Origin of the sequence: Streptomyces sp. cf386 (assembly GCF_900103585.1) — a bacterium.
In the GTDB taxonomy this organism is placed as follows: Bacteria; Actinomycetota; Actinomycetes; order Streptomycetales; family Streptomycetaceae; genus Streptomyces.
In genome coordinates, this window is record NZ_FNHV01000002.1 from 286,799 (window position 1) to 301,345 (window position 14,547).

Annotated in this window: 16 protein-coding genes; 7 read left to right on the forward strand and 9 right to left on the reverse strand. The window is 68.6% G+C overall.

The window, feature by feature from the left end:
- Nucleotides 1-15: 15 nt before the first annotated feature.
- Both BLU79_RS05515 and BLU79_RS05520 read right to left on the reverse strand, forming a co-directional pair.
- On the reverse strand, nt 16-2,412 hold the full coding sequence (locus BLU79_RS05515; RefSeq protein WP_093904459.1) for a cation-translocating P-type ATPase: 2,397 nt from the start codon (nt 2,410-2,412) through the stop codon (nt 16-18).
- Between the two features lie 98 nt (nt 2,413-2,510).
- Entirely contained in the window at nt 2,511-2,801 is a 291-nt protein-coding gene (locus BLU79_RS05520; RefSeq protein ID WP_093904460.1) for a DUF2530 domain-containing protein, read from the reverse strand.
- 128 nt (nt 2,802-2,929) lie between these two features.
- Between BLU79_RS05520 and BLU79_RS05525 the strand changes: the two genes are divergently transcribed.
- Complete coding sequence (locus tag BLU79_RS05525) at nt 2,930-4,381, forward strand: NCS2 family permease (protein ID WP_093904461.1); 1,452 nt, start codon at nt 2,930-2,932, stop codon at nt 4,379-4,381.
- On the opposite strand, the gene BLU79_RS05530 is transcribed toward BLU79_RS05525, so the two are convergent.
- Nucleotides 4,374-4,556, reverse strand: a complete 183-nt coding sequence (locus BLU79_RS05530; protein WP_093904462.1) for a ribbon-helix-helix protein, CopG family — start codon at nt 4,554-4,556, stop codon at nt 4,374-4,376. The two genes, BLU79_RS05525 and BLU79_RS05530, sit on opposite strands and share 8 nt — an antisense overlap.
- 119 nt (nt 4,557-4,675) lie before the next feature.
- Between BLU79_RS05530 and BLU79_RS05535 the strand changes: the two genes are divergently transcribed.
- A complete protein-coding gene (locus BLU79_RS05535; protein WP_093904463.1) occupies nt 4,676-5,113 on the forward strand; it encodes a MarR family winged helix-turn-helix transcriptional regulator in 438 nt (145 codons plus the stop codon).
- Nucleotides 5,114-5,149: 36 nt separating this feature from the next.
- Nucleotides 5,150-6,535, forward strand: coding sequence for an MFS transporter (locus BLU79_RS05540; protein ID WP_093904464.1), 1,386 nt, complete (start codon nt 5,150-5,152; stop codon nt 6,533-6,535).
- Between the two features lie 34 nt (nt 6,536-6,569).
- On the opposite strand, the gene BLU79_RS05545 is transcribed toward BLU79_RS05540, so the two are convergent.
- On the reverse strand, nt 6,570-7,088 hold the full coding sequence (locus BLU79_RS05545) for a GNAT family N-acetyltransferase (RefSeq protein WP_093904465.1): 519 nt from the start codon (nt 7,086-7,088) through the stop codon (nt 6,570-6,572).
- Between the two features lie 26 nt (nt 7,089-7,114).
- Between BLU79_RS05545 and thpR the strand changes: the two genes are divergently transcribed.
- Complete coding sequence (thpR, locus tag BLU79_RS05550) at nt 7,115-7,687, forward strand: RNA 2',3'-cyclic phosphodiesterase (RefSeq protein ID WP_093904466.1); 573 nt, start codon at nt 7,115-7,117, stop codon at nt 7,685-7,687.
- A 198-nt stretch (nt 7,688-7,885) separates the two neighbouring features.
- On the opposite strand, the gene BLU79_RS05560 is transcribed toward thpR, so the two are convergent.
- Complete coding sequence (locus tag BLU79_RS05560) at nt 7,886-8,878, reverse strand: aldo/keto reductase (protein ID WP_093904467.1); 993 nt, start codon at nt 8,876-8,878, stop codon at nt 7,886-7,888.
- 132 nt (nt 8,879-9,010) lie between these two features.
- Between BLU79_RS05560 and BLU79_RS05565 the strand changes: the two genes are divergently transcribed.
- Nucleotides 9,011-9,967, forward strand: a complete 957-nt coding sequence (locus BLU79_RS05565) for a nuclear transport factor 2 family protein (protein WP_093904468.1) — start codon at nt 9,011-9,013, stop codon at nt 9,965-9,967.
- Here the strand turns inward: BLU79_RS05565 and BLU79_RS05570 are convergent.
- Together BLU79_RS05570 and BLU79_RS05575 are read right to left on the reverse strand one after the other, a co-directional pair.
- A complete protein-coding gene (locus BLU79_RS05570) occupies nt 9,964-10,137 on the reverse strand; it encodes a DUF397 domain-containing protein (RefSeq protein WP_093904469.1) in 174 nt (57 codons plus the stop codon). The two genes, BLU79_RS05565 and BLU79_RS05570, sit on opposite strands and share 4 nt — an antisense overlap.
- Nucleotides 10,134-10,943 carry a helix-turn-helix domain-containing protein gene (locus tag BLU79_RS05575; protein WP_093904470.1) on the reverse strand — a complete coding sequence of 270 codons (810 nt, stop codon included), beginning with the start codon at nt 10,941-10,943 and terminating at the stop codon, nt 10,134-10,136. The genes BLU79_RS05570 and BLU79_RS05575 overlap by 4 nt, the downstream gene beginning before the upstream one ends.
- 83 nt (nt 10,944-11,026) lie before the next feature.
- Between BLU79_RS05575 and BLU79_RS05580 the strand changes: the two genes are divergently transcribed.
- The gene (locus BLU79_RS05580; protein ID WP_093904471.1) at nt 11,027-11,464 is read left to right on the forward strand and encodes a hypothetical protein; all 438 of its coding nucleotides are present in this window, start codon (nt 11,027-11,029) and stop codon (nt 11,462-11,464) included.
- Here BLU79_RS05580 and BLU79_RS05585 read toward each other — a convergent pair.
- Nucleotides 11,447-12,037, reverse strand: a complete 591-nt coding sequence (locus BLU79_RS05585; protein ID WP_093904472.1) for a TetR/AcrR family transcriptional regulator — start codon at nt 12,035-12,037, stop codon at nt 11,447-11,449. The genes BLU79_RS05580 and BLU79_RS05585 overlap by 18 nt on opposite strands.
- A 149-nt stretch (nt 12,038-12,186) precedes the next feature.
- Here BLU79_RS05585 and BLU79_RS05590 point away from each other — a divergent pair, with 149 nt between their 5' ends.
- A complete protein-coding gene (locus BLU79_RS05590) occupies nt 12,187-13,140 on the forward strand; it encodes an alpha/beta hydrolase family protein (RefSeq protein ID WP_093904473.1) in 954 nt (317 codons plus the stop codon).
- A gap of 12 nt (nt 13,141-13,152) precedes the next feature.
- On the opposite strand, the gene BLU79_RS48835 is transcribed toward BLU79_RS05590, so the two are convergent.
- A partial coding sequence (locus BLU79_RS48835; protein WP_256333163.1) for a WD40 repeat domain-containing protein occupies nt 13,153-14,547 on the reverse strand: 1,395 nt, incomplete at its 5' end.

Genomic DNA, 14,547 nt, shown 5'->3' on the forward strand with positions numbered 1-14,547 from the left:
GCTGGTCACGGACCTCTAGGCCGGGAAGCGGCGGTCGACCCACCTCCACGTGAGCTCCAGGGCGACCGCCGCCCCCGCCGAGATGCCGACGGCGATCCACGGCATCGTCACCCCCACCAGCCGCAGTGCGAAGAACTCCTGCAACCACGGCACCACCAGCACCAGCAGGAACCCGAGGCCCATCGCCGCCACCAGCCCGAGGCGCCACCATGTGTAGGGGCGGGCGATGATCGCCAGCACCCACATCGAGATCAGGAAGAGCGTGAGCGTGGCGACGCTCGTCTCCGCGTCCAACGCGCCCTCGCCCGTGTAGTAGTGACGGGCGATCAGATACGTCGCGAAGGTCGCCACCGCGGCCACCACCCCGCCCGGGATCGCATAGCGCATGACCCGCCGGACGAAGTGAGGCTTCGCCCGCTCCTTGTTGGGCGCGAGGGCCAGGAAGAACGCCGGGACGCCGATGGTGAGGGTGGAGAGCAGGGTCAGGTGGCGGGGCAGGAAGGGGTACTCCACCTGCCAGCACACCACCATCAGCGCCAGCAGCACCGAGTAGACCGTCTTGACCAGGAACAGGGTCGCGACGCGCGTGATGTTGCCGATCACCCGCCGCCCCTCCGCCACCACCGACGGCAGCGTCGCGAAGCTGTTGTTCAGCAGCACGATCTGGGCGACCGCCCGTGTGGCCTCCGAACCCGACCCCATCGCCACGCCGATGTCGGCGTCCTTCAGCGCCAGGACGTCGTTCACGCCGTCCCCCGTCATCGCGACGGTGTGCCCGTGGGACTGGAGCGCGCCCACCATGTCCCGTTTCTGCTGCGGGGTGACCCGCCCGAACACCGTGGCCTCGTCGAGGGCCGTCGCCATCCCGTCGTTGTCGGGAGGGAGCCGGCGCGCGTCGACCGTCGAACCCGAAAGGCCCAGCTTGCTCGCCACCGCGCCCACCGACACCGCGTTGTCCCCGGAGATCACCTTGGCCCGGACGTTCTGCTCGGCGAAGTAGCGCAGGGTGTCGGCGGCGTCGGGCCGCAGCCGTTGTTCCAGTACGACGAGGGCGGCGGGCTTGGCGCCCTCGGCGACGTCGGGAGCGTCGAGGTCGCGGCCGGCGCGGGCGAGCAGCAGGACCCGTAGGCCCTGCTCGTTCAATCGATCGGTTTCGGCCAGGGCGGGATCGCCGGAGGACAGGAGCACATCGGGGGCGCCCAGCAGCCAGGTACTGCCCTCGCCGTTGCCCTCGCTGAACGTGGCGCCGCTGTACTTGCGGGCGGAGGAGAAGGGCAGGGACTCGGTGCAGCGCCAGTCCTCGGCGTCCGGGTAGGCGTCGATGATGGCCTGGAGGGAGGCGTTCGGGCGGGGGTCGGACTCGCCGAGGGCGCCCAGCACCCGCCGTAGGTACTCCTCGTCGCTGCCGTTCAGGGGCCGCAGTTCGGTGACGTCCATGCCGCCCTCGGTCAGGGTGCCCGTCTTGTCGAGGCAGACCGTGTCCACGCGGGCCAGGCCCTCGATGGCGGGGAGTTCCTGCACCAGGCACTGCTGGCGGCCGAGGCGGATGACGCCGATCGCGAAGGCGACCGAGGTGAGGAGCACGAGCCCTTCCGGGACCATCGGCACGATGCCGCCGACGGTGCGGGCGATCGAGTCGTCGAGCGCGTTGTCCTTGACGACGAGTTGGGTGATGATCAGGCCCGTCGCGGCCGGGATCATCATCCAGGTCACGTACTTGAGGATGGTGGAGATGCCGGAGCGCAGCTCGGAGTGGACGAGGGTGAAGCGCGAGGCCTCCTCCGCGAGCTGGGCGGCGTAGGCCTCGCGGCCGACCTTGGTGGCCTGGAAGGCGCCGCCGCCCGCGACGACGAAACTGCCGGACAGGACCTGGTCCCCCGGCCGCTTGACCACCGGATCCGCTTCCCCGGTGAGCAGCGACTCGTCGATCTCCAGCCCGTCGGCCTCGACGCACACCCCGTCCACGACGACCTTGTCGCCCGGCCCGATCTCTATCAGGTCGTCCAGCACGATCTCGGACGTACTGACCTCGCCGGCGACCCCGTCCCGCCGTACCGTCGGCCGTGCCTCGCCGATCACGGCGAGCGAGTCGAGGGTCTTCTTCGCCCGCCACTCCTGGATGATCCCGATGCCGGTGTTGGCGAGGATCACGAAGCCGAACAGGCTGTCCTGGATGGGCGCGACGAACAGCATGATCAGCCAGAGCACGCCGATGATCGCGTTGAACCGGGTGAACACGTTGGCACGGACGATCTCGGCCATCGACCGGCTGCTGCGCACCGGTACGTCGTTGACCTCACCGCGCGCGACCCGCTCGGCCACTTCGGCGGCGGTGAGCCCGCCCGTCGCCACCGGGGCGCGGGCGGAGTGCACAGGGGTATCCAGTCCGGCGCCCGCGTCGGTATGCGTCATGCATTCGACGGTACGTGCGGATTTACGGCTTCACCCGCCGAGTGCACGGAAGTTCCGACTTGGGGAGGACGCGGGTCGTACCGGGGTTGTACGGCCGGCTAGTCGGTGGTCGGTGCGGGTGACTGTTCCTCTTCCGTCACCTCGACGGCGGCCGCCCGCTTGATCGCTGCGTCGCGCTTGCGGACGTACCAGATGCCGATGAGCCCCAGCCCGCCGCCGGCCAGGCAGGTCCACACCCACCAGGTGATCTCGCGGTCGTCGAACCAGCCGTAGAAGGGCAGCTGAACGACGAAGAGGACGAACCAGAGAATCGTGCCGCCGGTGATGGTCGCGACCACGGGCCCCTCCAGGGGCTCCGGCGCCTCGTGCTTGGGGGTCCACTTCGCCATGAGGGACAGCTTACGAGGCGATCGGATCCACGCGGATCTACGCGCGGAGATGGCCGATCCCGGCTTTATATGTTCATACTGAAACGGTTTGTGTCTGACCACTTCTCATCGTAGGAACAACCAAAAACATGTCCACCTCGGCTCCTGCCAAGGCCCCCACCCCTGAACAGCCGGGAGCCGGGCCCGCCTACGGCGCACTCGACCGTTTCTTCAAGATCTCCGAACGCGGCAGCTCCCTGCCCCGTGAAATCCGCGGCGGTTTCGCCACCTTCTTCGCGATGGCATACATCATCGTGCTGAACCCGATCATCCTCGGCAGCGCGAAGGACATGTACGGCCACCAGCTGGACAACGGACAGCTGGTCACGGCCACGGCCGTGACGGCGGCCTTCGCCACGCTGCTGATGGGCGTCATCGGCAACGTGCCGATCGCGCTCGCCGCCGGTCTGGGCGTGAACTCGGTCGTCGCGCTCCAGCTCGCGCCCCGTATGTCCTGGCCTGACGCCATGGGCATGGTGGTCCTGGCCGGCTTCGTGGTCATGCTGCTCGTCGCCACGGGCTTGCGCGAGCGCGTCATGAACGCCGTGCCCTACAGCCTGCGCAAGGCCATCTCCATCGGTATCGGCCTGTTCATCATGCTGATCGGCCTCGTCGACTCCGGCTTCGTCTCCCGCATCCCGGACGCCGCCATGACCACCGTCCCGCTCCAGCTCGGCGCGGACGGTCACCTCAACGGCTGGCCGGTGCTCGTCTTCATCCTCGGCGCGCTGCTCACGCTCGCGCTGATCGTGCGCAAGGTCTCCGGCGCGATCCTCATCTCGATCGTCGCGATGACCGTGCTCGCCCTGATCATCGAGGCGGTCGCGAACGTACCGTCCTGGGGTCTGACCACCCCGAAGTGGCCCGGCAACCCCGTCGCCAGCCCCGACTTCGGGCTGATCGGCCAGTTCAGCCTGTTCGGCGGCTTCGAGAAGGTCGGCGCGCTGACCGGCACCCTCTTCGTCTTCACGGTCCTCCTCTCCTGCTTCTTCGACGCCATGGGCACGATCATGGGCGTCAGCGACGAGGCGAAGCTGACCGACGCCCAGGGACAGATGCCGGGCATCAACAAGGTCCTGTTCGTCGACGGCCTCGCCGTCGCCGCGGGCGGTGCCAGCTCCTCCTCGGCCACCACCGCCTTCGTGGAGTCCACGGCCGGCGTCGGCGAGGGCGCCCGCACGGGCCTCGCGAACGTCGTCACCGGCGGCCTCTTCGGTGTGGCGCTGTTCCTGACGCCGGTCGCCACCATGGTCCCGTCCCAGGCGGCCACCCCGGCGCTGCTCGCGGTCGGCTTCCTGATCCTGGCCAACTCGGTCAAGGAGATCGACTGGGCCGACTACACGGTCGCCGTCCCGGCCTTCGTGACGATGGTGATGATGCCGTTCACCTACTCGATCACCAACGGCATCGGCATGGGCTTCATCACCTTCGCGGTGCTGCGCCTGGCCGCCGGGCGGGGCCGGGAGGTGCCGGTCGCGATGTACGTCGTGGCGGCCGTCTTCGCCTTCTACTACCTGATGCCGGCACTGGGGCTCACGTAAGCCCGTAGAACTTCTCGGTCTCCTCGACCGCGGACTGGAACCGCTCGTCGAAGTCATCACGAATGAGCGTCCGGACGACATAGTCCTGGACGCTCATTCCTCTTTTCGCCGCATGCTCCCGGAGTCGTTCGAGCAGCTCGTGGTCTATCCGCAGGCTGAGCACGGTGGTCCCCATGGACACGAGGGTCGCGGCATGTGTCGGCTCGACGTGTTACGTTCCGCCACCGAATCACCCGGATGAGTGATATCGCGCCCGGTGGTCTTTAGTCAGGGTAATGAGTTATGCTAAGGAACATGTCGGACCTTACCCATGGCGACGACGCTGCCGCCGTGAACTCTCTGCGCTCCGCCGTGATGCGACTGTCGCGTCGGCTCAAGCATCAGCGGGTCGATGAGTCGCTGAGCCCCACCGAGATGTCGGTGCTGGGCACCCTCTCCCTCTGCGGCAAGGCCACCCCCGGTGAGCTCGCCCGCAAGGAGCACGTCCAGCCGCCGTCGATGACCCGCATCGTCGCCCTGCTGGAGTCCAAGGGACTGGTCCGTCTGGAGCCGCACCCGGAGGACCGGCGCCAGAAGGTCGTCACGAAGACCGAGCAGGCCGAGGCGATGCTCGAGGAGAGCCGCCGCAAGCGCAACGCCTTCCTGGCCACCCTGGTCGAGGGTCTCGACGAGGACGAGTGGGCGAAACTCCGCGCCGCCGCCCCCGTGCTGGAGAAGCTCGCCCATCTGTAAGCCGTAGCCGTAGCCGTCGCAAGGAGGCGAGCACTTTTGAGTTCGGGACCCGGAGCAGCTTCCGCCCCCGCACCAGACCCCAACGACTCCCCGCCCGCCCTCAAGAGCCTCAAGGCCACCGAGCCCCGCAAGTCCTCGATGTTCAGCTCGCTGAAGGTCAGGAACTACCGCCTGTTCTTCCTCGGCCAGGTCGTATCCAACACCGGCACCTGGATGCAGCGCATCGCCCAGGACTGGCTGGTCCTCAGCCTCACCGGCTCCGCCACCGCCGTCGGCATCACGACGGCCCTGCAGTTCCTGCCGATGCTGCTGTTCGGCCTCTACGGCGGCGTCCTCGTCGACCGCCTGCCCAAGCGCCGTACGCTGCTCGTCACACAGACCTCGATGGCCGCCACCGGCATCGCGCTCGCGGTCCTCACCCTCTCGGGACACGTCCAGGTCTGGCATGTGTACCTGGCCGCCTTCGCCGTAGGTCTGGCGACCGTCGTCGACAACCCCGCCCGGCAGTCCTTCGTCTCCGAGATGGTCGGCCCCGACCAGCTCCAGAACGCCGTCAGCCTCAACTCCGCGAACTTCCAGTCCGCGCGTCTGGTGGGCCCCGCCGTCGCCGGTCTGATGATCACCGGCGTGGGCACCGGCTGGGCGTTCCTCGCCAACGGGCTGTCCTTCATCGCGCCCATCGCGGGTCTGCTGATGATGCGGGCGCGTGAGCTGTACCCCGTCGAGCGGGCTCCGCGCGGGAAGGGGCAGATGCGGGAGGGGCTGCGGTATGTCGCCGGGCGCCCGGAGCTGATCTGGACCATCGTCCTCGCCGGGTTCGTCAGCACCTTCGGCTTCAACTTCCCCGTCTATCTGTCCGCCTTCGCCGACGACGTCTTCCGCGCGGGCGCCGGGTCCTACAGCCTCTTCAACACCCTGATGGCGGTCGGCTCCCTGGCCGGCGCCCTGCTCGCGGCCCGGCGCGGTACGGCCCGGATGCGGGTGCTGATCGCGGGGGCGTTGGCCTTCGGCGCCATGGAGATCGTGGCCGCGTTCGCGCCCTCCCTGTGGATGTTCGCCCTGCTCATGGCGCCGATCGGCATCTTCGGCATGACGGTGAACGTGACCGCCAACAGCAGCATCCAGATGGCCACCGACCCGGCCATGCGGGGCCGGGTGATGGCCCTCTACATGATGGTGTTCATGGGCGGCGCACCGCTGGGCGCGCCGATCGCCGGCTGGATCACCGACGCGTACGGCGTCCGGGTGGCCCTGGCGGTGGGCGGCGCCATCACCGCCACCGCGGCCGTCACGATCGCTCTGCTCCTGGCCCGCGTCGGCGACCTGCGCCTGTCGGTCGGCTGGAATCGCGGCCATCCGCGGGTGGGGTTCGTGCCGAGGCAGCGACAGGAGGAGCTGGCCCGCGTGGCCCGAGCCGCCTGATCCCCGCTGGGCAGCCCGGAGGCCGGGGCAGGTCCTAGACCCTCCGGGCCAGCACCTGCCCCGGCCAGTCGTCCGTCCCCTTGTACGTCTCGGTGCGCACGAAGCCGTTGCTCTCGTAGTAGCGGACGAGCTTGCCGTCGGCGCCCGCGTAGCAGTCCACGCGCAGGAGGGAGACGCCCGCCTGCCGGGTCACCTCGGCGGCGTGCGTGAGCAGGGCGCTGCCCACGCCGTGGCCCTTGAAGCGACGGTCGGAGGCGAGCCAGTGGATGTAGCGCTCGGGCTCGCCGACCGGCGGGAGGTGGGCCAGGAAGGGGCCGGGCGAGTCGGTGAGGGTGAGGGTGGCGGCCGGTACGCCGTCGACCTCGGCCATGAAGACATCGCCCTCGTCCATGTAGCGGGCCACCGACTCCACCGTCTTCGGGCTCTGGGACAGCGGCTTCGTCCCCCACTGCCCCGTCCGCCCCTGCGCGACCAGCCACTCCACACCGCTGTCGAGCATGCCGAGTATCGCGGGGATGTCGTCGGGCCCGCCGTCCCTGATGATGATCTCCATCCCCTCATCGTGCCAGTCTGGGTGTCATGAGACTCTTCGCCGCCGTACTGCCGCCCGAGGACGTGACCCGCGAACTCGCCGCCGAGGTCGCGGAGTTGCGAGGGCTGCCGGATGCGGACCGGCTGCGCTGGACCGGCCACCCGGGGTGGCACTTCACCCTCGCCTTCTACGGCGAGGTCGACGACGGCCTCGTACCGGACCTGTCGGCGCGGCTGGAGCGCGCCGCGCACCGTACGCCCACCTTCCCGCTGGCGCTCAGCGGCGGCGGTCAGTTCGGGCACGGGCGGGCCCTGTGGGCGGGCGCGGAGGGGGACCTGGAGACCCTGCGGCTGCTGGCGGACCGGAGCGAGGCGGCGGCGCGGAAGGCCGGGGTGCCGATGGGGGACCACCGGCGGTACAAGGCCCACCTGACGGTGGCCAGGAGCCGGTCGGCGGTGGACGTACGGCCGTATGTCGCGACCCTCGACGCGTTCACGAGCCGGACCTGGACGGTGGGCGAGCTGGTGCTCGTGCGCAGCAATCTGCCGACGTCCGGGGTGGCGGGGGAGCAGCCCCGCTACGAGGCGGTCGCCCGTTGGCCGCTCGGAGGGGCCGGTTAGGCTCGGTCACGTGGACCCGAAAACCCGGAACCGGATCATGGCCGGTGCGCTTGTGTTGATGTTCGTGGTGGTGGCGCTGGCGGCTGCGCTTCGCTCCGCGGGATGAGCCGGGGAACTACGCGCTGTCCGTCGGCCGCGGGCCGTCGGTGGCTGGTCGCGCAGTTCCCCGCGCCCCTATAGGGCGTTGCTCTCATGGAGTTACCAGGCGAACGCCTCGGGTGAAGGGCCAGGCCCCGGGAAGATCTCGTCCAGCCCGGCCAGCAGCTCCTCGCTCAGCTCCAACTCGACGGCGCGCTGTGCGGACTCCAGTTGCTCGGCCGTGCGCGGGCCGACGATCGGGCCGGTCACGCCGGGGCGGGTGAGCAGCCAGGCCAGGGCGGCCTCGCCGGGCTCAAGGCCGTGCTTGTCGAGCAGGTCCTCGTACGCCTGGATCTTCGTGCGTACGGCGGGGTCGCCGAGGGAGTCCGCGGCCCGCCCGGAGCCGCGCCGCCCGCCCTCGACCTCCTTCTTGAGGACGCCGCCGAGCAGTCCGCCGTGCAGCGGCGACCACGGGATGACGCCGAGCCCGTACTCCTGCGCGGCCGGGATGACCTCCATCTCGGCGCGGCGCTCGAACAGGTTGTACAGGCACTGCTCGCTGACGAGGCCGATGGTGCCGCCGCGCCGGGCGGCGACCTCGTTGGCCTGGGCGATCTTGTACCCGGGGAAGTTGGACGAGCCGACGTACAGGATCTTCCCCTGCTGGACCAGCACGTCGATGGCCTGCCAGATCTCCTCGAAGGGAGTGGCGCGGTCGATGTGGTGGAACTGGTAGACGTCGATGTAGTCCGTCTGGAGCCGCTTGAGCGACGCGTCCACGGCACGCCTGATGTTGAGGGCCGACAGCTTGTCGTGGTTGGGCCACGCCGGGCCGTCCCCGCCCATGTTGCCGTACACCTTGGTGGCGAGGACGACCTTGTCGCGCCGCTCGCCGCCCTTGGCGAACCAGTTGCCGATGATGCTTTCGGTACGGCCCTTGTTCTCGCCCCAGCCGTACACGTTGGCGGTGTCGAAGAAGTTGATACCCGCGTCCAGCGCCGCGTCCATGATCGCGTGACTGTCCGCTTCGTCCGTCTGCGGACCGAAGTTCATGGTGCCGAGGACGAGCCGGCTGACCTTGAGTCCCGTGCGTCCGAGCTGCGTGTACTTCATGGCTTGAACGCTAGCTGTGTGGAGTGCGCTCTAGGCAAGAGATATTGACGCTAACTGGCAGTTAGTGCTTTCCTGTGGGCAGTGTCAGCTTGAACTTTCAATATTCTCTGGAAAAGTTGGAGAGAGAGCATCGTGACCCCCACCACGCCTGCCCGTAGGGCACTTGTCGCTGTCCTGGCCTCCGCGGCCCTGCTGGGCGCCGCAGCGGTGCCCGCCGTGGCGATACCGGCTGCTTCGGCTTCTGCTTCTGCTTCTGCCTCGGCCTCGGCCGACTACGCCGGTTACGGCGATCAGGCCCGCCTCGGCTACCAGAAGGCCGTCGCCGTGCACGTCCTCAGGGGTGTCTTCGAGCAGGGCGACACCGAGGTCGTCGACCGTTACGTCCGCCCGGACTACATCCAGCACAACCCGCTCGCACCGGACGGTGCCGAGACGTTGAAGAACCTCGGTGTCGCGGTCCACCAGCAGTTCCCGGACTTCGCGTACGACATCAAGCGGGTCATCTCCGAGGGCGACCTCGTGCTGGTGCACTCCAACGTCGTCGCTACGCCGGGTACGAGGGGGCAGGCCGTCGTCGACATCTTCCGGTTCCAGGGCGGGAAGATCGCCGAGCACTGGGACGTGGGGCAGGAGGTGCCGGCGACTTCGGCCAACGGCAACGACATGTTCTCGACGGAGAGTTGGCCGCGGACGGAGCGGCCGGGGCCGGGGTGGCTCACTGCGTACAACAAGAAGCTGGTGGTCGAGGCCTTCGATCAGCTGCTGGTGCGGAAGGACTTGTCCGCCGTCGATCGGTTCTGGGGTCCCGAGTACCACCAGCACAACCCGAACATCGCGGATGGTGTGGACGGCGTGAAGTCAGGGCTGGGCGCGTACTTCGAGGCGTTCCCGCAGTTGAAGGTCACGCCTAAGCGGGTGATCGCCGAGGGTGATTTGGTGGCGGTTCACAGTCACTACGTCAACGCGCCGGGGGAGCGGGGGCAGGCGATCGTGGATCTGTTCCGGGTGCGGGGCGGGAAGATCGTGGAGCACTGGGATGTGATCCAGGATGTTCCGGCGACGTCCGCCAATGACAACGGGATGTTCTAAGGCAGGGAGTTGAGGAAGGTCGTCCAGGTGGTGGGGGCTATCTGGACGGCTGGGGTGGTGGGGTTTTTTGAGTCGCGGATGTGGATGGTGATGGGGGTGAGGGCGACTTCGAGGCACTCGCCCTCACTTCCGCTGTAGCTGCTCTTGAACCAGGTGAGGTTCGTGCTCATAGCTTCCCTGCCACCTCTTCGATCAGCGTCGCGGACTCCTCGGGCGTGAGGGCCTGTGCTCGCAGGGTGCCATATTTGCCGAACAGGTCACCCAGGTCGGGCTGTTCGCTGACGAAGTATCCGCCACGGTGGCCTTCGATGTAGGCGAGCTGACGTCGCTCGGTCGTCTCCAGGAGGATCATGTTGCCGTTCAGACCGGCGTGCACCGCGCGGTCGTGCGGCATGACCTGGATTTCGACGTGGCGAAGTTGGCCGATGTCGAGGATGTGGTGTAGCTGCCCCTTGAGTGCGGCCTTGCCACCCAACGGACGTGTCAGCACGCTCTCTTCGAGCACGTAGCTGACATTTGGAGCGGGCTTGCGCTGGAAGAGCTGCTGGCGCTCCAATCGGGCTGCCACCTTGCTCTCGACGTCCTCGTCGTCGAAGGTCGGCCAGCGGTTCGAGGCGAAGACCGCTCGCGCGTATGCCTCGGTCTGCAGGGAGCCGGGCATCAGATGCGACTGGTACATGCGCAGCGCGGCAGCCTTCCGTTCCTCCGCCAGGTAGTCCTCGGTCCACGGTGGAAGCCCGTCTTTCTTGAACTCCTTCTCCGCCAGCACCAGCAGTGCACCCTGTGCACCCAGCACCTGGTCCGCGATCTCGACGAACTTCCCTTTCGGCGACCGCTCACCCCGCTCCACCATCGCCACCTGCGACTTGGAGTAGCCGACGTGCTTCGCCAACCCCTCCTGTGTCATCCCGGCCCGCTCGCGAAAGAACCTCAGCAACGCACCGAACGACTCCGACCCTCGATCACCGGAACGCACACGCACCTCCCCAACTACACAGCCCCGCACCACCACCACGAACCCCTGGTCACAGTATGTAAGCACCCGGTTGCATTTGCGGCATGTACGAGAAAATCGCCAACCCCTGGCTCCCCACCTGGATCCCCGACGCAGGCCACGCCCTCCGCCACGCCGGCATCCATTTCGACGCCGTACGCATGAAAGGCGCCCAGGCAGAACGCACCGCCGCCGAACTCCTGCTCCGCACCCACTTCGACGCGGGCCCGATCATCCGCGAACTCACGGGCGAGCGATACCTGTACTTCCTGTTGCCCCCGCAAACCGCCACCGCCCACCGCTGGCCCCCCGGCGTACGCACCCTGACGCGCGCCGTCGGCTACTCGGCGTACGTAGGCGTACCGGCGCTGACCGGCGTCACCTGGCCGCTGGACTGGCGGTCGGTGCCGACGGAGGAAGTCCCGTTTGTGGAGGGTGAGTTGCTGAGCGACGTCGTGGCGAGATGCTCGGCCGGCGGGCCACGGTCAGCTCGGCCGACGTAGCCCCGCGACGAGAAGCCCGACCAGTCGCCGCGCGTCGTAGCGGGAGTCGCTCTCGGCGCCGATGCAGAGGTTTCCGATGCCGCGCATGAGCTGGTAGGCGTCCAGGCCGGGGCTGATCTCGCCGGAGGCCACCGCCGCGTCGAGGAGTTGGGTGCACGTCGGCAGGAGGCGGTCGAGGAAATAGGCGTGCAGTGTCTCGAAGCCGCTGCTGTCGGATCGCAGTGCGGCCGCGAGCCCGTGCTTGGTGACCAGGAAGTCGACGAAGAGGTCGACCCACTGTTCCAGGGCGGCGTGCGGTGTCGGGCTGGTCGTCAGCAGGGTCGGCCCGGCTTCGGCGCAGGCTTCGACCTGGTGGCGGTAGACGGCGATGACGAGGTCCGCCCGGGTGGGGAAATGGCGGTAGATCGTGCCTGTCCCGACGCCGGCCTTGGCGGCGATGTCGCGAACCGGCGCTTCCACGCCCGAGGTGACGAAGACCGCGGCGGCCGCGTCCAGCAGGGTCTGCTGGTTGCGCAAGACGTCCTTGCGCTTGGATCCGGCTGCGCTTCCCGCGCTCTGGCCGCTGTCGTTCACCGCGGCGCTCCTTCCCTGCCGTTGCGAAAACGGAACCGTGTTCCGTATCGTTTGCGGAACAAGGTTCCGTTTCGCCCATGATGGCAGACCGGGGGACCCGTCTGTCCATCACCACCATGACTGTGAAGACACCCGACGGAGGCACTTCCATGTCCGACTCGAACACGGCGAACGTGCAGAAGATCACGGGATCTCCCCGCCCGGCGCCCGCCACGGTGCTGTCTGCGAAACCCGTCGTCCTGTCCGCCCCGGGCCGCGGCGAGGACCTCCAGGTCCGCGTCTGCGCCCCCGCGACCGGCGGCGATCTGCCCGTCATCGTCTTCTCGCACGGCTTCGGCTGGTCGATGAACGGCTACGCCCCGCTGGCGGACTTCTGGGCCGCGCAGGGCTTCGTGGTCGTCCAGCCGACCCACCTCGACTCCAGGACCCTCGGCATCCCTGCCGATGACCCCCGTACACCGCGGATCTGGCGCTTTCGTATCGAGGACCTCAAGCGGGCGTTGGACGGCCTCGACGTCCTGGAAGCCGCCGTGCCGGGTCTCGACGGGCGCGTCGACCGCAGCCGTATCGCCGTGGCGGGCCACTCCTGGGGAGCCCAGACGGCGAGCGCGCTGCTGGGCGCCCGCGTCCTGGACTCCGACGGAGTTGCCGGCGAGGACATGTCCGACCCCCGTGTCGGCGCGGGTGTGCTGCTCGCCATGGCAGGCCTGGGCGACGCCCTGACCCCGTTCGCCTCCGAGCACTTCCCCTTCATGAGGCCGTCGTTCGACCACATGACGACACCGGCTCTCATCGTCGCCGGGGACAACGACCAGTCGCACCTGACCGCTCGCGGACCCGACTGGTTCACCGACCCCTACACCCACAGCCCGGGAGCCAAGAGCCTGCTCACGCTGTTCGGGGCGGAGCACTCGCTCGGCGGCATCCCCGGATACGAGGTCGCCGAGACGACCGACGAGAGCCCCGCACGCGTAGCCCTGATCCAGCACCTCACCTCCGCCTTCCTGCGCAGCGCACTCTTCCCCGAGGACACCGCCTGGAAGGCGGCGGCCACCGCGCTGGAGGAGGACCCCGCCGCGCTGGGGGAGCTGCACAGCAAGTAGGACTGAAACGCCCTAGGGGTGAGAGGAACAGACGGGGCCTGGTGACTGGCCTGGGAGGTAAGCGGTCCGTTCCTGCGAGGTCAGGTCCCGGTTGACGGCTCGGCAGATCTGATGGATCGCTTCGGAGGGTTCAGGGAGGGCGGCATGCCACAGACGCACAGTCTTGTCGCCGCTGCCCGAGGCGAGGACACGGCCGTCCGGACTGAACGCCACTGAAGTCACCTCTTCGGTGTGCTGCCCGATCAGGGTCATGCGGCTCTTACCGCTGGCCACGTCCCACAGGCCCGTGGTCCAGCCGGAGTCGGCGGTGGCGAGTGTGCGGCCGTCGGGACTGAACGCCACCGACTCCGCAGCGTCGGTACGCCCGGTGAGGGTGGTCCGGGTCTTTCGGGTGGAGACGTCCCACAACCGCACGGTGTAGTCACCGATGGCGGTGGCGAGGGTGTCGCCGTCGGGGCTGAACGCCACGTTGAGAACGTGATCGGGGGCGGCAATGGTGTGTGCCTTTCCGGTGGCCACGTCCCACAGGCGTGCGGTCTTGTCGACGCTTCCGCTGGCGAGGGTGCCGCCGTCGGGACTGAACGCGACGGTGTACACCACATCGGTGTGCCCGGTGAGCTTGGTACGGGGTTTGCCGTTGGCGGCATCCCACAACCGCACCGTGCCGTCGCGGCCGCCGGTGGCAAGTGTGTGGCCGTCAGGACTGAACGCCACCGAGTGCAGCGGGGTGGTGGCGTTCATGGGGGAGGCGCGGGGTTTGCCGGTGGTGGCGTCCCACAGTCGCATGGTGCCGTCTGCGCCGGCGGTGGCGACGGTGTGGCCGGCGGGGCTGAACGCGACCCCGAGTACGTGGTCATCGTGTCCGCGGAGGATGAGGCGTTGCTCTCCGGTGGTGACGTCCCACAGGCGTGCGGTTGTGTCGGCACTGGAGCTGGCGACGGTCTTGCCGTCAGGGCTGAAGGCCACCGAGTAGACCAGGCCGGTGTGGCCGACCAGGGACGCGTCACCGCCGGGGCTGACGTTCCACAGGCGTGCGGTTCTGTCGTCGCTTCCGGTGGCGAGTGTGTGGCCGTCGGGGCTGAACGCCACTGAGTTCACATCGTCGGTATGACCGATCAGCGACCTGCTCATCGCACCGGTGCTGACATCCCACAGCCGCGTGAGACGGTTGGTGCCGGCGATGGCGAGTGTGCGGCCGTCGGGACTGAATGCCACGGAGAACACCGCGCCGGTGAGCACGTCCGCCTTGGTGCGGAGTTCGCCCGTGGCGGCGTCCCACAGCCGCATGGTGTCATCACCACCTCCGGTGGCGAGCGTGTGGCCGTCGGGGCTGAACGCGACCGAGAGCACCTGGGCGGTGTGCCCGGTGAGCTTGGTGCGGGGTTTGCCGGTGGCGGCGTCCCACAA